Genomic DNA, 18872 nt, shown 5'->3' with positions numbered 1-18872 from the left:
GTGGCGAAGATAACCTACATCGAGCACGACGGCCGCGAGCATGTCGTGGAGGTCAAGAACGGCCTCTCCGTCATGGAGGGGGCGATCCGCAACAATGTGCCGGGCATCGACGCAGACTGCGGCGGGGCCTGCGCCTGCGCCACCTGTCACGTCTATGTCGACGAGGCCTTCCAGGCCGAGACCGGCCGCGCCTCGGCCATGGAGGAGTCGATGCTGGACTTCGCCGAGAACGTCCAGCCGAACAGCCGTCTGTCGTGCCAGATCCGGGTCAGCGACGATCTCGACGGCCTGATCGTCCGCCTGCCCGAAAACCAGCACTGAGCCCGCCGTGGGCCGCGCGCATCCCGACCTGATCGATCTCGTCGGCGGGCTGATCGCCAGTGGTCCCGGGGACCACCCGCCGCTGATCGCCATCGTCGGCGCGCAGGGGTCCGGCAAGACCACCCTGGCCCGCGCCGCCGCCGACCGCTTCGGCGCCGCGCAGATCTCGATCGACGACGTCTACCTGACCCGGGCCGAGCGCGAGGCCATGGCCCGCGCCGTCCATCCGCTGTTCGCCCATCGCGGCCCGCCCGGGACCCATGACCTGGCCCTGCTCCAGCGCCTGATCGACGGCCTCTCGACCGCCGGCCCAGACGACCGGACCGCCATTCCCGATTTCGACAAGCGCGGCGACGACCGCTGGCCGGCCGACCGCTGGCGCCGTTTCCAGGGCCGCCCGTCGGCCATCCTGATCGACGCCTGGTGCCTCGGCGCCCTGCCCGAGGACGCGGCGGCCCTGGCCCGGCCGCTCAACGCCCTCGAGCGCGAACGGGACCTTGACGGCGAGTGGCGGCGCGCGGTCAACGGCTTCGTCGCGGGGCCGTACGCCGACTTCGCGGCCCGTTTCGACGCCGTGCTGTTCCTGCGCGCGCCCGGCTTCGAGGTGGTGCTGGACTGGCGCGCACAGCAGGAGGCCGACCTTCTCGGCGTCGCCCCGGCCGACCTGCCGGGGGCGGAACGCGCGCGTCTCGCCGGCTTCATCCAGTATTTCGAGCGGATCACCCGGCGCATGCTGGTGGCGGGCGTGCGCGCCGACGTCACAGTGACACTGGATCGAAACCGCGTTCCGGTAGCTATCGAACCATGAGCCGGCCCGACGACCGCAGACTGGAGACCCGTTCGCCCGCCAACGCGCGCGGCGTCGTCGTCGCGCCCGGGCTCGAACTGGCCTGCCTGATCGTCGACCAGTCGTCCACGGGGGTGCGCCTGCGGCTCGACCGAAACCTCGCCCTGCCCAACCGGGTGGTGCTGGTGGACGTCGCCCAGGCGACCGCCGTCGAGGCGGAGGTGGTCTGGCGAAAGGGTCAGGAGGCCGGGGTCAAGAGGGCCGGGACGGCGTCGTCCCTGCGCGGTCTGGTGCCGTCCCGCCTCGCCGCCGCCCGTGACGCCCTGATGCGGGCCGGCGGGCGCTAGACCCCGTCCGGCATCGTCCCGGCGGTGATGGCGATGCGGCCGATCAGGCCCTTGACGATCAGGTCCAGCGCCGAACCCTCGCGGTAGTCGGCGGCGGCGACGAAATTGACCCGGTCCTCCGAGATCAGGCCGTAGATCTTCTGCTGGTCCCGCTCGGAGTTGCGCGGATCGTAGACGGCGATCGAGAAGCCGCCCTTGGTGTGCATCATCTTCATGGTCGGCACGTCGGTGTCGCCGTCGCCGAGGAAGATCATCCGCTCGAACGGCACCGGCCGGTCGTCGTCGGCCATGAAGCGGTTGATCTTCTCGTGCTCCCAGTGGTTCAGCACGCCCTTGTTGATGCGGAACAGGTACTGGGTCTTGGTGGTGTAGTTGACGCCCACCGCCGGCCAGATCGCCACGCCGTGCTCGTCGTAGACGAACTTCGACGCGAACACGTGCCGGAACTCCGGCCGGATCGGGCAGCCCTCGATCATCTCCTCGAGGCCCGCCGAGATGATGTAGTGCTCGATCTCCAGACCGTATCTCGCCCCGACGGCGTTGATGCGCTCGAACCAGCCCGGGCCTGTCAGGTCCGACTTGAGGCCGTCGAACAGCTTCACGTCCTGACCGTGTTCGGCCAGCAGCTTGCGGGTGATCGGATGGTCGTTCTCCCGCGACCGCTGCAGCATCAGCTGCATATACATCAGGATGTTGTCGCCATCGGCCTCGCGGGTCAGGGCGTCGGCCGCCCCCCAGAAGTCACCGATCCCCATGCCCACCGAGGGGATGAAGGTGACCTCCTGCATGTTGCCGCGCGCCAGCGTGCCGTCGAAGTCGTAGATCAGCGCGGTCTTGAGCGGCTTGGCCATGGCAGGGTCCGGGAAGTGACGGGTGGCTAGTGGTTAGTGGTTAGTGGCGACGGATTCCAGCGTCTCCGCAGAAGGGCGGCGCGGGCGGCGCCGGCACACAGGCGCCCCCAGCCGCCGGCTGCCGGCCCTAACCCGTCTCCCGCTCGCCCAACCGCAGCTCCGGGGCCGCCGCCGCCACGGTCGCCTCCAGCGGCAGGTGCAGGATGAAGGCCGCGCCCTTGCCCGGCTCGCTCTCCACCTCGGCCCAGCCGCCGTGCAGTTCGACCAGAGCCTTGACCAGGGCCAGGCCGACGCCCGGGCCGCCCCGCTCGCGCCTGACGAACCGGTCGAAGACGTGGGCCTGCAGGTGGTAGGGAATGCCCCGGCCGGTGTCCTCGACCCGGACGCGCACCTCGGCGGGCGCGGCCTCGGCGATCAGGGACACCGTCCCGCCCTCCGAGACGGCGCGGGCTGCGTTGTCGAGCAGGTAGGCGAGAGCCTGACAGACCCGCTGGGCGTCCGCGCGGATCGGCCTCATCGAGGCCGGGCAGGTCACCACCAGCGTCGCGCCGCGGCCCTCGATCCGGTCCCGCACCTTCTCCGCCGCCTCCTCCAGCACGTCGCTGACCCGCACGTCGCCGAGGATCAGCTCCATCTCGCCGGCGTCGATCTGGGCCATGTCCAGCACGTCGTCGATCGATCCCGCCAGCTGCCGGGCGGCCACGCGAATGGCCCCGGCGTGCTGGCGGCTGCGCTCCGGCAGGTCCGCCTGGGTTTCCAGCAGTTCGGAATACCCGACGATGGTGGTCAGCGGCGTGCGCAGCTCATAGCTGACGCTGCCGACGAACTCGCGCTTCAGCGCCGTCGACTCCTCCAGCGCCTGGGCCTTGGCCGCGAGCGCGTGCTCGAGGCCCCGCCGGGCGGTGACGTCCGAGAAGGCCACCAGGGTCGCGCCATCCGGCAGCGGCCGGGTCTGCCACGAGGCGATGCGGCCGTCGGCGGTCCGGCCCTCGCCGGAGATCGGCACGCGGCTTTCCGGATCGGGATCCGCCACCCGCGCCTTCAGGCCCAGCCACAGGGCCGGGTCGGGCATAGTCGCCTGGCACAGGGCGGCCACGGCGTCGAAATCACCGGCGGTGTCCAGCGCCTCGCCGCCCACTCCCCAGAAGGTGTCGAAGGCTTCGTTGTGCAGGCGCAGGCGGCCGTCCGAGCCGAACACGGCCACCGCGTCGTTGAGCTTGTCCAGCGTCGCCTTCTGCACCTGGATCTGGGCGTTGAACCGGCTGCGCAGCTGGAGCTCGTCGGTGATGTCCGAGAACAGCAGCAGCACCCCGCCCAGCGGGTGCGGCTGGCGCACCACGCGCAGGGTGCGGCCGTCGGGCAGGGACCAGCTGTCGTCCGGGGCGGCCTCGGAGGCGCCGTAGAAGTCCAGCTCGTTGGCCTTCCAGCCGGCGTAGTCGATGACCTCGGGCAGCAGGCGGCGCTGGCGCAACCGGTCCAGCAGTTCGGCGTGGGTCGGCCGCTCGTCCAGCCAGGCCGGATCGATGTTGAACAGGGTCTGGAAGGCGGTGTTGTGGAAGGCCAGCCGCTTGGACGGGCCGAAGATGGCCACGGCGTCGGCGAGGTGGTTCAGGGTCTCGTCATGGGCCTCGACGTGGCGGCGCAGGGTGTCGCGGGTCTCCTCGGCCTCGGTCATGTCGAGGGCGAAGGCCAGCACCGCCCCGGCGCCGCCCGGGGCCGGCTCGGCCACGATCCGCCACGCCCGCCGCCGCCCGCCGCCGGTGGTCCAGCGGAACCCTTCCTGGTGCTGGTGCAGCCGCCCGGCCTCGGCCACGATGGCGTCCGCGCCGCGGTCGAAGCTCAGCTTCTTCTCGCGGGCCGCGTCGATGCTGTCGACCTTCATCTCGGCCAGCCACGCCTTGTTGGCCCAAGCCAGCCGCCCAGCCGCATCGGTGATCCAGGTCGGGGCCGGATAGGCGTCGGCCAGCAGTCCCAGGCCGCTTTCAGCCGCCGTACCGACCAGTCCCAGCCGCGACAGCCTCAGCCAAGCCGCGCCCGCCGACGACCGGCCCTCGACCGCCCAGGCCCCGCCAGCGCCTTCCAGCACGGCGTCGAACGCCTCGCCCTGGTCGATCAGGGCGTCCAGCCGCTGTCCCGCCGCCGCCCGCACCGCGTCCAGCACCACCAGCGCCGGATCGGCCCCGTCTTCCGCGCCCGACAGCTCGCGGGTGATGACGTTCCACGCGGCGGGCGCGCCCAGCCGGCGGGTCTGGCCGTCCGGAGTGAGGGCCAGGCGCGCGTCCTCGAACGCCGCCAGCGCGCCGTCCCGGTCGGCGAGCGCGGCCCGCGTGGCGGACAGGTCCGCCTCGGCTTCCTGGGCCCGCGCGGCCAGCCGGCCGCGGAGCCTCGCCGCCCAGGCGCTGAGCGCCAGCGCCAGACCCGCGGCGCCCGCGGTCGCGACATAGGCGATGTCGGCCTCGGCCATTTGGTCAGATCAGCTCCCACGCCCTGATTCGGTAACCATACCTGATGAGGGGCGGGGGTCGAGGGAGGGCGGGGAGGGATTAGGAGCAGGGATTGGGGGCGGGCGGAACGGCCGCGCCGGAACCGGCCAATCGAGGGTTGGTGGTTCCGTAGCCGGGCCCTACTAATCCCTACTCCCTCATCCCAATCCCCAATCCCTCATCTGATGACCGACTGGACCGACCAGACCGCCCCCTCCCTCGACGACTTCGCCCGACTGGCGCGCGAGGCGTTCGACGGCCTGCCCGAGCCGTTCCGCTCGCTGGCCGGGGACGTCGTCATCCGGGTCGACGACTTCGCCGACGACGAGACGCTGGCGATGATGGAGATGGAGGACCCGTTCGAACTGACCGGCCTCTACCACGGCGTCGACATCGGCCGCCGTGACGAGATGGGCCCGGCCGCCGAGGCCAGCCGCATCTTCCTCTATCGCCGCCCGATCCTCGACGAGTGGTGCGAGCGCGGCGACGTCGGCCTGTCGGAGATCATCGCCCACGTCCTGATCCACGAGATCGGCCACCATTTCGGCCTCGACGACGACCAGATCCACGTGATCGAGGACGGGGCGGACTGAAGCGGCTGCTCCTCGCCTTAAAACCCTCACGATCTGTGGTATAAGCCGCGCCTCCCGCCACCCAAGGATGCCGCCTTGAGCCTCACGCTCGATCTTTCGCGCACGTCGAACGCCGCCCCCTCGGCGCCCGTCAACCTTTCGGGTCTGACGCGCGCAGGCCTGCGTCAGGCGCTGATCGACGCCGGCGTCTGCCCGCCCGAGAAGGCGAAGATGCGCGCTTCGCAGGTGTGGGGCTGGATCCACCACTACGGCGTCACCGACTTCGCGGCGATGAGCAATGTCGCCAAGGACATGCAGGCGAAGCTGGCCGAGCATTTCACTCTCGCCCGCCCCGAGATCGTCGAGCGCCAGGTGTCCAAGGACGGCACCCGCAAATGGCTGATCCGCACCGCCCCGGGCATTGAGATCGAGACCGTCTACATCCCCGACGTCGGCCGCGCCGGCGCCCTGTGCGTGTCGTCGCAGGTGGGCTGCACGCTCAACTGCACCTTCTGCCACACCGGCACCCAGAAGCTGGTCCGCAACCTGACCGCCGCCGAGATCGTGGCCCAGGTCCAGGTCGCTCGCGACGACCTCGGCGAATGGCCGTCGCCCAAGGAAGACCGCCGCCTGTCGAACATCGTCTTCATGGGCATGGGCGAGCCGCTCTACAATCTGGACCACGTCGCCGACGCCATCGACATCATCTCCGACAACGAGGGCATCGCCCTGTCGCGCCGCCGGATCACCGTCTCGACGTCGGGGGTGGTGCCGCAGCTGGACGCGCTCGGAACCCGCACCCAGGCCATGCTGGCGATCAGCCTGCACGCCACCAACGACGCCCTGCGCGACGTGCTGGTGCCGCTGAACAAGAAGTACAATCTCGAACAGCTGATGGCCGGCATCCGCGCCTATCCGGGCCTGTCCAACGCCCGCCGGGTTACCTTCGAATACGTCATGCTGAAGGGCGTCAACGACAGCCCGGAAGAGGCGCGGGCGCTGCTCAGGCTGATCGAGGGCGTCCCGGCCAAGGTCAACCTGATCCCGTTCAACCCGTGGCCGGGCACGGACTACGAATGCTCGGACTGGAAGACCATCGAGCGGTTCGCGGCCATCCTCAACAAGGCCGGCTACGCCTCGCCGATCCGCACCCCGCGCGGCCGCGACATCCTCGCCGCCTGCGGCCAGCTGAAGTCCGAGAGTGAAAAGGTGCGGGCCTCGGCGGTGCGCAAGGCCGCCCAGGCGGCGGCGTAAGGCCCGCTTCCGGACACACACCGACATCAATCTTGACCGACTGTGGCTCCGCTGCGCTTGCGGAATGGGGCGCCATTGGGGCAAGCCTCGGTTGTATCAGCCGCCCGGACCGCCATGGACTCCTCGTCTCTCGCCCAAGTCCTTGAAAGCCCCGAAGTTCAGGCCTTCGCATCGGGCTTTCCGACCACCGTCGCCCATCTGGCGGTGACCCTCGCCCTGCTGGCGGGCGGAGCGATCATCTACGCCCTGCTGACTCCGTGGAAGGAAATCACCCTTATCCGCGAGGGCAACGCCGCCGCCGCCGTGGCCTTCGCCGGGGTCCTGATCGGTCTGGCCGTGCCGCTGGCGGTCAGCCTCAGCGTCTCCACCTCGGTGCGCGACATCGTCATCTGGGGCGTGGCCACGGTGGTGCTCCAGCTGCTGGCCTTCCGCGTCGTCGACCTGCTGCTCACCGGCCTGCCCCAGCGCATTCGCGAGGGCGAGATTTCCGCCGCCGTCCTGCTGGTCGGGGCCAAGCTGTCGACGGCCCTGATCCTCGCCGCCGCCCTGACCGGCTGAGGCCATGGCCCGTCCGCCCGACTGGGTGATCTACACCCTCGTCCTCGCCGCCCTGATCGGTCTCTCCCTCGGCCAGCGCGAGAACGCCGACGCTCCGCCCGCCCCTCCGCCGCCCGACGAGATGGAGGGCGCCCTGCTGGGCCCGATCACCCCGTTCGATCCCGCCGTCACCGTCAACGCCCCCGACATCCCGTTCCAGCCCGCGGCCGGGACCGCCTTCTCCATCGCCGGCGAAGGCCAGTGGGTCACCGCCCGCCACGTGGTCGAGGGCTGTCGCCGGCCGGCGATCATGGTCGGCGGCGGCCGCGCCGTCGCCGCCGACGTGCGCCTCGCCCCCCGCGCCGACATCGCCGTGCTGCACACCGCGGGCGGCCCGGCGGCGCTTCCGCTCGCGGCGAACCAGCCCCTGCGCGAGGGTCAGCGCGCCTTCCATCCCGGCTATCCTCAAGGCCGCGCCGGCGAGGTCACTTCGCGTCTTCTGGGCCGCGAGACGTTGCGCGTCCGCGGGCGCGGCCAGCGCGAGGAACCCGTGCTGGCCTGGGCCGAGGTCGGCCGCACCGATGGACTGGGCGGCACGCTGGCCGGCCTGTCCGGCGCGCCGGTTCTGGATCGGCAGGGCCGCGCCGTCGGCGTCACCATCGCCGAAAGCCCGCGCCGGGGCCGGATCTACACGACCTCGCCCGACACCTTCGGCCCCGCCGTCCGCGGTCTGCAGAAGGCCGACGAGCCGCTGACGGGCCGCACCGTCACCATCGACAACTACGGCCTCGTCGCCGACGACCTGCGCCGCGACCTGCGCGTCGTCCAGGTCGTGTGCCTGTCGGCCTGATCCTACCGCAGCGCCGCCGAGTCGATGTTCAGGTCGGTCAGCGGAATGACCTCGACGTCCGGATATTTCGCTCGCAGCGCCTCGAGGAAGACCGCGGCGTCGCCGACGATGACGAGGCTGGCGTTCGAGGCCGGCAGGTGCTCGGCCGCCGCCGCCTGGATCTGCGCCGGGGTGACGCCGTTCACGTCGTCGTCGTAGGTCGCCAGGTCCGACAGGGGCAGGCCGTAGAGGGCCAGTCCGGCGACCAGTCCGCCGAGGCCGTCGACCGTTTCGAGCGACCGGCCGAACGAGCCGATCAGCGTCGCCTTGCGCGGGGCCAGTTCGGCCTCGGTCGCCCCGGTCGCCGACAGGCGGGCGATCTCGGCCAGGATCAGCTCCGCCACCTGCGGCACGGCGTCGTTCCGCGTCTGGGCCGAGGCCGAGAGCATGCCCTCGTCCTCGCGCGTGCTCAGGCTCGAATAGGCCCCGTAGCTGAGGCCGCGCTTGATGCGGATCTCCTGGCTCAGGCGGGCCGAGAAGCCGCCGCCCATCAGGCCGTTGGCGACGAGCATCGGGAAATAGTCCTCGTCGGTCCGCGCGATGCCCCGCATGGCCGCGTAGACCGCCGCCTGGCCCGCGCCCGGCTGGTCGATGACGATGACACGCGGGGCCACGGCCGGACCGGCGGGATCCGCGACCGGCGTCCGGGCGGGGCCCGCCCGCCAGTCGCCGAACGCCTGCTCGGCCAGCGCGTATGCGGCCTCCGGGGTGATGTCGCCCGAGAACACCAGGGTGGCGTTCGATGGCTGGTACATGCCGCTATGGAAGGCGACCAGGTCGTCGCGCGAGATCGACGGGATCGAGGTCGGCGTGCCGGATCCCGGCGCCGCATAGGGGGCGTCGGCGTAGACGGCGCGCGCCGCCGCGAGGCCGGCCACGGGGCCCGGCTGCGACAGCTGCACCCTCAGCCCGTCCAGGGTCCGGGTCTGCTCGCGATCCAGGTCCTCGGCCGTGAAGGCCGGGTTGCGCACGACGTCGGCCATCAGGGCCATGGTCTGCGGGAAGACGTTGGCCGGCGATGAGGCGAAGACGGTGGTGAAGTCCACGCCGGCTCCGGCTCCGATATCGGCTCCCAGCCTTTCGATCTCGGTGGCGATCTGCGGCGCCGTCCGGGTCCGGGTGCCCTGGGTCAGCAGCGAGGCGGTGAAGTTGGCGACGCCCGGCTTGCCCCCGGCCGCGTCGTCGGCCGTGCCCGCGTCGAAGCTCAGCCGCGCCGACACCAGCGGCAGGCCGGGCTTGGGCGCGACCAGCACCCGCATGCCGTTGGCGAGGCGCCGCTCGGCCACCACGGGCGTGGCCGGATCGACGGCCGGCCCCGGCTCCGGCAACGGGGTGCGCTGGCCTTCGGGCAGCAGGGTGACCCGCTCGCCCGGCGGGGCGAGATCGGCCAGGGTCACCGGCGCGGTGAAGGCCTCCTGAACCGGCGAGGCCGGGTTCTCGTCAGTCGCCTGGAGGTAACGCATGGCGATGGCGCGGTCGTCGGTCAGGTACTGACGCGCGACCCGCTGGACGTCTTCGGCGCTGACCGCCTGGATGTTCGGAATGTCGCGGTCGGCGGCGGTCGGGTCGCCGGTCATGATCAGGGCGTAGCCGAGCTGGAAGGCGCGGCCGTCGATGGTCTCCAGCCCGCGCAAGGCCTGCGCCGTCAATTCGGTCTTGGCCTCGGCCAGCTCCGCCGCGGTCACCGGCTCATCGCGCAGGCGGGCGACCTCGGCCCGCAGCGCCGCCAGCCCCTCGTCCGGGGTCTTGCCCTCGCTCATGATGGCGAAGGTGTTCAGCACCCCGACCTGCTGCTGCTGGCTGTTGGAGGAACTGGCCTGGGTGGCGATCTGCTGGCGATAGACCAGCGACTGGTACAGCCGCGAGCTTTCCCCGGTCGACAGGATGCCGTCCAGCACGTCCAGCGCCGCCCGGTCCGGGTGGTCGTAGGGGACCGTCGGCCAGGTGATCTGCACCATCGGCAGCGGCACGTTGGGTCCGTAGAAGGTCGCCTCGCGGGCCGGACCGAAGGTCTCCGGCACATGGTTTTCCGGCAGCGGCCGGTCGGGGTTCTCGATGCCGCCGAAATACTGGTCGATCCACGCATCCAGCCGGGCCTGGTCGAAATTCCCCGCCACGATCAGATAGGCGTTGTCGGGTCGGTAGAAGGTCTCGTGGAAGCGCAGCACGTCGTCCATGGTCGCCGCGTCCAGGTCGGCGATCGAGCCGATGCCGGGCCGTCGGTAGGGGCTGTCCTGGAAGATGAAGGCCTGGGAATGCAGCCGCTGGAACCGGCCGTAGGGCGTGGACAACACCCGCAGCCGGAACTCCTCCTTGACCACGTCCCGCTCGCTCTCGAACGAGGTCTCGTCGACCACCAGCGAGCCCATCCGCTCGGCTTCGGCGAACAGCATCCGCTCCAGATGCTGGGCCGGCACGGTCTCGAAATAGTTGGTCACGTCCAGGCCGGTCGAGGCGTTGTTGGAGCCGCCCACGTCCTCGGTCAGCCGGTCGAAGGCCTCCTGCGGCAGGTTCCGTGTCGCCTTGAACATCAGGTGTTCGAACATGTGGGCGAAGCCGGAGCGGCCTTCCGGATCGTCCTTGGCGCCGACCTTGTACCAGACCTGCACCGTCACGTTCGAGGTCGCCGCGTCCCGCGCCGTATAGACCTTCAGCCCGTTCGGCAGGGTCCGCTCGCGGAAGCCCAGCGGCGGCACCACGATGGGCGAGGCGGCGGCTTCAACGGGGGCCGCGCGGGCGTCCGGCGCGACATCGACGGCGGGCGCGGTGGCGCAGGCGGCCACGCCGACCAGCAGGGCGGAGATCGAGGCGGCGGCGAACAGGCGGGACTTCATGGCGAACGGCTCCGGACGCCCGTCGCGTCCGGGCGAAGCGACCCTATCAGGGCGAAATCCGGGCGCACCTTACGGAGTCGTAATGCGCCGCTCAGTCGATCCGCAGCGCCTCGGCGAGCAGCTTCGCCTCGGCCGCGCGGCTGGAGCCGGTGCGCCAGGCGACCACGATCTCGCGGCGGGGCGCCTTGGCGGCGATCGGTCGGACCACGACGCCCGGCATGTCGGCCAGCCCGGCCCGCACCGCCATCTCGGGCAGGAAGCTGACCCCCAGGCCGGCGGACACCATCTGCACCAGCGTATGCAGCGAGGTGGCGGCGAAGACGTCGTCGCCCTTGGGCGGATCGATGTCGAAGGCGGCCAGCGCCTGGTCGCGGAGGCAGTGGCCGTCCTCGAGCAGGATCAGGTCCTCGGCCTTCAGCGATCCCGGCGGGATCGGGCCGGTCCCGGCCAGCGCATGGCCGACCGGCGCGGCGGCGAGGATCTCGTCGTCGCCGATGCGGGCGTGGTCCACGCCGTGGGCGGAGTAGGGCAGGGCGATCACCGCCGCGTCGAGATGTCCGGCCTTCAGCCCCGCAACGAGACGCGGGGTCAAATCCTCGCGGATGAACAGCCGCAGGGCCGGGTAGGCGAGTCTGAGTCCCGGCAGTTTGGCCGGCAGCAGGAAGGGCGCGACCGTGGGTATGACGCCGAGGCGGAACCGGCCCGACAGCGGCTTGCCGGCGTTCCTCGCCGCCTCGACGAGGTCCTCGGTCCGGGCCAGCACGTCCTCGGCCCGCCGCACCGCCTCGGCGCCGACCGCCGTCAGCTGCACATTGCCCCGCGTCCGCTCGACCACCGGCGCGCCGAGGATCTTCTCCAGCTCCTGCACGCCCGCGGACAGGGCCGGCTGGCTGACGTGGGCGGCCTCCGCCGCGCGGCTGAACGAGGCGTGCTCGGCAAGGAGCTTGAGATACTGGAGCTGGCGCAGGGTCGGAAGCATCCGGCCCACATAGGCGGTCGCTATGCCGAAAGCCATGATGATCGAGGTTCCCGATGCACGGGGCCCCGCCACGGCCCGAAGGTCGCGGCGGGGCTTCCGGCTCAGGCCGCCGCGGCCCCGAACTCTTCGTCGAGGGTCAGGTCGAAACGGTCCGCGTTCATCACATGGGTCCAGGCGCTGACGAAATCGCGCACGAACTTCCCGCCCGCGTCGGCGGACGCATAGACCTCGGCCAGCGCCCGAAGCTGCGAGTTGGAGCCGAACACCAGGTCTGTGCGGGTGGCCGTCCATCGCTCCTCGCCGCTCGCGCGGTCCGAACCGACGAAGACCTCGTCGCCCCGGTCATCGATCTCCTTCCACGCCGTGCCCATGTCGAGCAGGTTGACGAAGAAGTCGTTGGTCAGCTGTCCGGGCCGGTCGGTCAGGGCGCCGTGCCTGGAGCCGCCGTGGTTGGCTCCCAGCACGCGCAGGCCGCCGACCAGCACCGTCATCTGCGGCGCCGACAGGCCCAGCAGTTGCGACCGGTCGACCAGCAGCTCCTCGGTCGCCACATTGAACCGCACCTGCAGATAGTTGCGGAACCCGTCGGCGCGGGGCTCCAGCACCTTGAAGCCCTCGACATCGGTCTGCTCCGCCGAGGCGTCGGTGCGGCCCGGCGTGAACGGGACCTCTATGGCGTGGCCCGCCGCCTTCGCCGCCTGCTCGATCCCCACCGAGCCGCCCAGCACGATCAGGTCGGCGATGGAGACATTGGTCCCCGAGGCCGCCCTGATTTCCTCATAGACCTTGAGAACCCGGGCCAGCTTCTGCGGCTCGTTGACGTCCCAGTCCTTCTGCGGAGCGAGGCGGATACGGCCCCCGTTGGCGCCGCCCCGGTGATCCGAGCCGCGATAGGTCGAGGCCGAGGCCCAGGCCGTGGTGACCAGTTCGGCCACCGACAGGTCCGACGCCGCGATCCGGTCCTTCAGCGCCGTGATGTCGGCCGCGCCGATGACCGGTCCGGTCCGCGCCGGAATCGGATCCTGCCAGATCAGCTCTTCCGCCGGCACTTCCGGGCCCAGGTAGCGGGCCTTGGGGCCCATGTCGCGGTGGCACAGCTTGAACCAGGCGCGGGCGAAGGCGTCGCCGAAATAGGCCGGATCGGCCCGGAATTTCTCGAGGACCTTGCGGTATTCCGGGTCGAATTTGAACGCCATGTCGGCGGTGGTCATCATCGTCGGCACGCGTTTGCCCGGCGTATGGGCGGCCGGGGCGAGGGTGTCGTCCGGATTGCCGACCGGCTGCCACTGCTTCGCGCCGGCCGGGCTGCGGACCAGCTCGTAGTCATGGTCCAGCAGCATGGCGAAGAAGCTCATGTCCCAGGTGGTCGGCGTCGGGGTCCAGGCCCCCTCGATGCCGGAGGTGATGGTGTGGTCGCCGACGCCGCTCTCATGCCCGGAAATCCAGCCCAGTCCCTGCTGCGCGATGTCGGCGCCCTCGGGACTGATGCCGACCTTGGAGGCGTCGCCCGCTCCGTGGGCCTTGCCGAAGGTATGGCCGCCCGCCGTCAGGGCCACCGTCTCCTCGTCGTTCATGCCCATGCGGGCGAAGGTCTCGCGGATGTCGCGCGCCGACTGCAGCGCGTCGGGCACGCCGCCCGGGCCTTCCGGGTTGACGTAGATCAGCCCCATCTGGATCGCCGCCAGCGGCTCCTCCAGCACCATCTGCTTGTCGGGCTGGATTCGGGTTTCGTTGCCCTCCTCGCCGACCCACTGTTCCTCGGTGCCCCAGTAGACGTCCTTCTCGGGCTCCCAGACATCGGCCCGCCCCCCGCCGAAGCCGAACACCGGCCCGCCCATGGACTCGATCGCCACGTTGCCGGCCAGGATCATCAGGTCGGCCCACGACAGACTGGCCCCGTACTTCTGCTTGATCGGCCACAGCAGGCGCCGCGCCTTGTCCAGGTTGCCGTTGTCCGGCCAGCTGTTCAGGGGCGCGAAACGCTGCTGGCCGGCGCCCGCGCCGCCGCGCCCGTCGCCGGTGCGGTAGGTCCCGGCCGAGTGCCAGGCCATGCGGATGAAGAACGGCCCGTAGTGGCCATAGTCCGCCGGCCACCACGGCTGGCTGTCGGTCATCAGGGCGTGCAGGTCGCGCTTGACGGCCGCATAGTCGAGTTTCCTGAAGGCCTCGGCGTAGTTGAAGTCGTCGCCCATCGGGTCGCCGGTGCGGCCCTGCTGGTGCAGGATGTCCACCGACAGATGGTTGGGCCACCAGTCGCGATTGGTCCGCCCCAGCAGGGCGCGAAGCGCCGCTGGCTCCTTCTTCGGATCGTGAAGCGGGCTCGGTCCGCCTGCATTGCCGTCCATGACGTCCTCCGTTGTCTGATTTCTGGAGGCAGCCTAGGCCCGGCTTTTCGCTAAGGACAATCGATAAACCTTGTCGCTTGAAACAGGAAAATCTATGTCGGATCGACTCCTGTCTCCGCCATCCATCGCATCCTGCAGGCCATCATCGCCGCCTCGCCCAGCCGTTCGACCAGTCGCCAGTTCACCACCGCCCCGACCGGCGCGCCGATGACGGGGATCAACTGGGCCATCTTGGCCAGGTCGATGTGGTCCCGATATTCGATCTGGAAGGTGCGCCAGTCATAGTCGGCGATGGCCCGGGGCTGATCGGCGCCGGCGATCCACCGCTCCAGTTCGGCGAGGGCTTCGGGCCGCCGCCTGGCGCTGGCGAAGGCCAGATGGAAGATGTGCAGCACGAACAGCCGCTCGCGCAGCGATCCGCCGCCCCAGCCGTAGGCGGCGACGATCTCGCCCAGCATCCGCACCTTGATCGCCATCAGGGCCGGGAAGTCCGCCGCCGCCAGCACGAAGCCGCCGGCGCCGGCGACGCCGCCCTCGACGCTGGCGGTATTGCGATGGGCCGTGATGATCGCCCGGGCCCGCTGTTCGCGCGCCGCCAGCGATCCCTCGATGGTCGCCCGGGCGTTCAGCAGGTCCGAGCCGGACAGGATGCCCTTCGTCATGGCCTCCACCCCGGCGGTGACGACGGCGTGGACCCGCTCGGGGATCATGCGGTTGATGCGCTGCTGCGTCCCTCGCGCCGCCCGGTCCCACAGGCCCGGCCGTTTCAGCAGACGGGCCCGCCACGCCTCGACCTCGGCGCGCACCGTGGTCTCGTCGACGACGGCGATCAGGTCCGCCGGCGTGTCGGCGGCGGCAACGATTTCGGGCAGGCTGGCCATGGCGGCTCCGGTGACGCGGCGTCACGGTTGCAGGCGAAAGCGCGCGGGTCTAGACCGCCGCCAACCGTTTCCCTCCCCACCCCCCACACTGACCGGCCTCAAGTAGCGCCAAGCGCGTTAGGCCCCTGGAGATGCATATGGCTCGCGCGAAGATCGCCCTTATCGGCGCCGGCATGATCGGCGGCACCCTGGCCCACGTGGCCGCGCGCGAGGCGCTGGGCGACATCATCCTGTTCGACATCGCCGAGGGCACGCCGCAGGGCAAGGCGCTCGACATCGCCGAGGCCACCGCCGTCATCGGCACGGATGTCGCGCTCAAGGGCGCCAATGACTACGCCGACATCGCGGGCGCCGACGTCTGCATCGTCACCGCCGGCGTGCCGCGCAAGCCGGGCATGAGCCGCGACGACCTGATCGGCATCAATCTGAAGGTCATGAAGGCCGTCGGCGAGGGCATCAAGACGCACGCCCCGAACGCCTTCGTCATCTGCATCACCAACCCGCTCGACGCCATGGTCTGGGCCCTGCAGAAATTCTCGGGCCTGCCGAAGGAGAAGGTCGTCGGCATGGCCGGCGTGCTCGACTCGGCCCGCTTCGCCTACTTCCTGGCCGAGAAGACCGGCGTGTCGATCCAGGACATCCACGCCTGGACCCTGGGCGGCCACGGCGACGACATGGTGCCGATGGTGCGCCACTCGACCGTCGGCGGCCTGCCGCTGCCGGACGCGGTCAAGGCCGGCTTCCTGTCGCAGGCGGAACTGGACGCCATCGTCGATCGCACCCGCAAGGGCGGCGGCGAGATCGTGGCCCTGCTCAAGACCGGCTCGGCCTTCTACGCCCCGGCCGAAAGCGCCATCGCCATGGCCCGCTCCTACCTGCTGGACCAGAAGCGCGTCCTGCCCTGCGCCGTCTGGCTGTCGGGCGAATACGGCCTTTCGGACCTCTATGTCGGCGTCCCCGCCCTGATCGGCGCCAAGGGCGTCGAGAAGGTGATCGAATTCACCACCAACGACGACGAGAAGGCCATGTTCAAGAAGTCGGTGGAGTCGGTCCAGGGTCTGATCCAGGCCTGCAAGGACATCGACGGCTCGCTGGCCTGACGCCTTCGCCCGCGGCCGGCTGAACAGCCGGCCGCGAGACGGCCCGCACCGCCCCTGAACGCAGCTTTCACGGACCGTTCCACACCTGTGGAGCGGCGCCCGGTTTTGCTCGCAATTCTCCCGGAAATTCCTATATGTTGCGAGCTCCGGCGCGGATCAGATTCGCGGCCCGGAGGCAACCGATTCCGGACGGCGCGATCGCCGTCCTTTCCGGCCCGCACCGGGCGATGATCCGACCGAATATATGACCGACAAAACCCCGACCGCGCGCCACGCCGACACCGCCGAAGAGGCCGCCTACGGCGCCGATTCCATCAAGGTCCTCAAGGGCCTGGACGCGGTGCGCAAACGCCCCGGCATGTATATCGGCGACACCGACGACGGCTCGGGCCTGCACCACATGGTCTATGAGGTGGTCGACAACGCCATCGACGAGGCCCTGGCCGGCCACGCCGACCTGGTCCAGGTCATCCTCAACGCCGACGGCTCGGTGACCGTCACCGACAACGGCCGCGGCATCCCCGTCGACATCCACGAGGGCGAGGGCGTCTCGGCGGCCGAGGTCATCATGACCCAACTGCACGCCGGCGGTAAGTTCGACCAGAATTCCTACAAGGTCTCCGGCGGCCTGCACGGCGTCGGCGTCTCGGTGGTCAACGCCCTGTCGGACTGGCTGAAGCTGGTCATCTACCGCAACGGCAAGCGCCACGAGATGCGCTTCGAGCGCGGCGACACGGTCGAGAGCCTGCGGGTCACCGGCGACGCCCCGACGCGCGACAACGGCAAGGTGCTGTCCGGCACGGAAGTCACCTTCTATCCGTCGGTGACGACCTTCTCGCACATCGATTTCGACCTGAAGACGCTGGAGCACCGGCTGCGCGAACTGGCCTTCCTCAACTCGGGCGTGGTCATCAAGCTGCGCGACGACCGCGGCGCCGAGCCGGTCGAGATTCTGTTGCACTACGAAGGCGGGGTCGAGGCCTTCGTGCGTCACCTCGACAAGTCGAAGACGCCCCTGCTCAAGGACGTCATCGTCATCCGCGGCAAGAAGGAAGGGATCGAGATCGATCTCGCCCTGTGGTGGAACGACAGCTACCACGAGACCATGCTGTGCTTCACCAACAACATCCCCCAGCGGGATGGAGGCACCCACCTGTCGGCCTTCCGCGCCAGCCTGACGCGGGTGATGAGCAGCTACATCGACGCCGCCGGCGCCGCCCGCAAGGAGAAGGTCTCGGTCTCCGGCGAGGACGCCCGCGAAGGCCTGACCTGCGTCCTGTCGGTCAAGGTGCCGGATCCGAAATTCAGCTCCCAGACCAAGGACAAGCTGGTCTCGTCCGAGGTGCGCCCCGCCGTCGAGGGCCTGTGCTCCGAAGGCCTGTCGACCTGGTTCGAGGAACACCCGGTCGAGGCCAAACAGGTCGTCGCCAAGATCGTCGAGGCCGCCGCGGCGCGCGAGGCCGCCCGCAAGGCCCGCGACCTGACCCGCCGCAAGACGGCGATGGAGATCAGCTCCCTGCCCGGCAAGCTCGCCGACTGCCAGGAGCGCGACCCCGCCAAGTCCGAACTGTTCATCGTCGAGGGCGATTCCGCCGGCGGCTCGGCCAAACAGGCCCGCAACCGCGAGAACCAGGCGGTGCTGCCCCTGCGCGGCAAGATCCTCAACGTCGAGCGGGCCCGCTTCGACCGCATGCTGTCGTCCGACACCATCGGCACCCTGATCCTGGCGCTGGGCACCGGCATCGGCCGGGACGATTTCAACGCCGACAAGCTGCGCTACCACAAGATCATCCTGATGGCCGACGCCGACGTCGACGGCGCCCATATCCGCACCCTGCTGCTGACCTTCTTCTATCGCCAGATGCCCGAGCTGATCGAGCGCGGCCACGTCTACATCGCGCAGCCGCCGCTCTACAAAGTCTCCAAGGGCAAGCAGTCGCGTTACATCAAGGACCAAGCCGAGATGGACGCCTACCTGATCGAGGAGGGCTCCGCCGAGGCCGAACTGGACCTGCCCCACGGCGAACGCCGCGTCGGTCTGGACCTGCAGGCGCTGGTCCGCGAGGCCAAGGCCTTCAAGGCCGGCGTCGACCGCCTCAGCCAGCGCGCGCCGGCCTTCGCGGTGGAGCAGGCGGCGCTGGCCGGCCTGTTCGACGAGAAAGCGGCCGACCCGGCCAGGGCCGCCGCCCGGCTCAACCTCTACGCCGAGGAGGGCGACGGCGACTGGACCGGTTCGCACGGCGCCCAGGGCGCCGTGGCGTTCGAGCGCGTACGCCGCGCCGTCAGCGAGCGCATCGTGCTCGAGGAAGCCCTGATCCGCTCGCTGGACGCGCGCCGCCTGGCCGAGCGCTCGGCCGCGTTCGAGGGTCTGTTCGACAAGCCCGCCATCTATCGCCGCAAGGACAAGACGGTGACCATCCGCGGGCCGCTGGACCTGCTCGAAGCGGTGCTTGACGCCGGCAAGAAGGGCATCGCCATCCAGCGCTACAAGGGTCTGGGCGAGATGAACCCCGAGCAGCTGTGGGAGACCACCCTGGACGCCAACGCCCGCACCCTGCTCAAGGTCAGCGTCGAGCACCAGGAGGACGCCTCCGACCTGTTCGCCAAGCTGATGGGCGACGTGGTCGAGCCGCGCCGCGAGTTCATCCAGGCCAACGCCCTGGACGCCGCTGTCGACGCCTGACGCGGACCG

The 18872-nt window shown here is 70.4% G+C and carries 15 protein-coding genes; 9 read left to right on the top strand and 6 right to left on the bottom strand.

Annotated elements, in window-relative coordinates:
- Genes ACSQ1L_RS08405 through ACSQ1L_RS08395 form a run of 3 tightly spaced genes read left to right on the top strand, consistent with a single transcriptional unit; the run spans position 1 to position 1455 of the window.
- The gene (locus ACSQ1L_RS08405) at positions 1-321 is read left to right on the top strand and encodes a 2Fe-2S iron-sulfur cluster-binding protein (protein WP_435993885.1); all 321 of its coding nucleotides are present in this window, start codon (positions 1-3) and stop codon (positions 319-321) included.
- A gap of 7 nt (positions 322-328) precedes the next feature.
- Positions 329-1129: a kinase gene (locus ACSQ1L_RS08400; RefSeq protein WP_435993883.1), complete on the top strand. Its 801-nt coding sequence runs from the start codon at positions 329-331 to the stop codon at positions 1127-1129.
- Entirely contained in the window at positions 1126-1455 is a 330-nt protein-coding gene (locus ACSQ1L_RS08395; protein ID WP_435993881.1) for a PilZ domain-containing protein, read from the top strand. The genes ACSQ1L_RS08400 and ACSQ1L_RS08395 overlap by 4 nt, the downstream gene beginning before the upstream one ends.
- Here ACSQ1L_RS08395 and ACSQ1L_RS08390 read toward each other — a convergent pair.
- Positions 1452-2306 carry an HAD family hydrolase gene (locus ACSQ1L_RS08390; protein ID WP_435993879.1) on the bottom strand — a complete coding sequence of 285 codons (855 nt, stop codon included), beginning with the start codon at positions 2304-2306 and terminating at the stop codon, positions 1452-1454. The genes ACSQ1L_RS08395 and ACSQ1L_RS08390 overlap by 4 nt on opposite strands.
- A gap of 127 nt (positions 2307-2433) precedes the next feature.
- Positions 2434-4770, bottom strand: coding sequence for an ATP-binding protein (locus tag ACSQ1L_RS08385; protein WP_435993877.1), 2337 nt, complete (start codon positions 4768-4770; stop codon positions 2434-2436).
- Positions 4771-4974: 204 nt separating this feature from the next.
- Here ACSQ1L_RS08385 and ACSQ1L_RS08380 point away from each other — a divergent pair, with 204 nt between their 5' ends.
- The 4 genes from ACSQ1L_RS08380 to ACSQ1L_RS08365 all read left to right on the top strand — a co-directional run bounded on the left by ACSQ1L_RS08380 (position 4975) and on the right by ACSQ1L_RS08365 (position 8002).
- A complete protein-coding gene (locus ACSQ1L_RS08380) occupies positions 4975-5382 on the top strand; it encodes a metallopeptidase family protein (RefSeq protein WP_435993875.1) in 408 nt (135 codons plus the stop codon).
- A 75-nt stretch (positions 5383-5457) separates the two neighbouring features.
- Entirely contained in the window at positions 5458-6615 is a 1158-nt protein-coding gene (gene rlmN, locus ACSQ1L_RS08375) for a 23S rRNA (adenine(2503)-C(2))-methyltransferase RlmN (RefSeq protein WP_435993873.1), read from the top strand.
- A 114-nt stretch (positions 6616-6729) separates the two neighbouring features.
- The gene (locus ACSQ1L_RS08370; protein ID WP_435993871.1) at positions 6730-7173 is read left to right on the top strand and encodes a DUF350 domain-containing protein; all 444 of its coding nucleotides are present in this window, start codon (positions 6730-6732) and stop codon (positions 7171-7173) included.
- A gap of 4 nt (positions 7174-7177) precedes the next feature.
- On the top strand, positions 7178-8002 hold the full coding sequence (locus ACSQ1L_RS08365) for a S1 family peptidase (RefSeq protein ID WP_435993869.1): 825 nt from the start codon (positions 7178-7180) through the stop codon (positions 8000-8002).
- A 2-nt stretch (positions 8003-8004) separates the two neighbouring features.
- Here ACSQ1L_RS08365 and ACSQ1L_RS08360 read toward each other — a convergent pair whose 3' ends face one another.
- The 4 genes from ACSQ1L_RS08360 to ACSQ1L_RS08345 form a co-directional block, all read right to left on the bottom strand.
- Entirely contained in the window at positions 8005-10875 is a 2871-nt protein-coding gene (locus tag ACSQ1L_RS08360; protein ID WP_435993867.1) for a M16 family metallopeptidase, read from the bottom strand.
- 91 nt (positions 10876-10966) lie between these two features.
- Positions 10967-11854 carry a hydrogen peroxide-inducible genes activator gene (locus tag ACSQ1L_RS08355; RefSeq protein WP_435994248.1) on the bottom strand — a complete coding sequence of 296 codons (888 nt, stop codon included), beginning with the start codon at positions 11852-11854 and terminating at the stop codon, positions 10967-10969.
- A 101-nt stretch (positions 11855-11955) separates the two neighbouring features.
- Positions 11956-14199 (bottom strand): catalase/peroxidase HPI, encoded by a 2244-nt coding sequence (gene katG / locus ACSQ1L_RS08350; RefSeq protein WP_435993865.1) that lies wholly within the window; start codon positions 14197-14199, stop codon positions 11956-11958.
- Positions 14200-14291: 92 nt separating this feature from the next.
- The gene (locus tag ACSQ1L_RS08345; RefSeq protein ID WP_435993863.1) at positions 14292-15080 is read right to left on the bottom strand and encodes an EcsC family protein; all 789 of its coding nucleotides are present in this window, start codon (positions 15078-15080) and stop codon (positions 14292-14294) included.
- Positions 15081-15217: 137 nt separating this feature from the next.
- Here ACSQ1L_RS08345 and mdh point away from each other — a divergent pair, with 137 nt between their 5' ends.
- Both mdh and gyrB read left to right on the top strand, forming a co-directional pair.
- Positions 15218-16180 (top strand): malate dehydrogenase, encoded by a 963-nt coding sequence (mdh, locus tag ACSQ1L_RS08340; protein WP_435993861.1) that lies wholly within the window; start codon positions 15218-15220, stop codon positions 16178-16180.
- Positions 16181-16424: 244 nt separating this feature from the next.
- Positions 16425-18863: a DNA topoisomerase (ATP-hydrolyzing) subunit B gene (gyrB, locus tag ACSQ1L_RS08335; RefSeq protein ID WP_435993859.1), complete on the top strand. Its 2439-nt coding sequence runs from the start codon at positions 16425-16427 to the stop codon at positions 18861-18863.
- Positions 18864-18872: the final 9 nt, after the last annotated feature.

Source organism: Brevundimonas sp. LjRoot202 (assembly GCF_964253355.1).
Taxonomy (GTDB): Bacteria; Pseudomonadota; Alphaproteobacteria; order Caulobacterales; family Caulobacteraceae; genus Brevundimonas.
The sequence above is the reverse complement of the archived record's forward strand: the minus strand, read 5'-3'. Positions and strand labels throughout refer to the sequence as shown.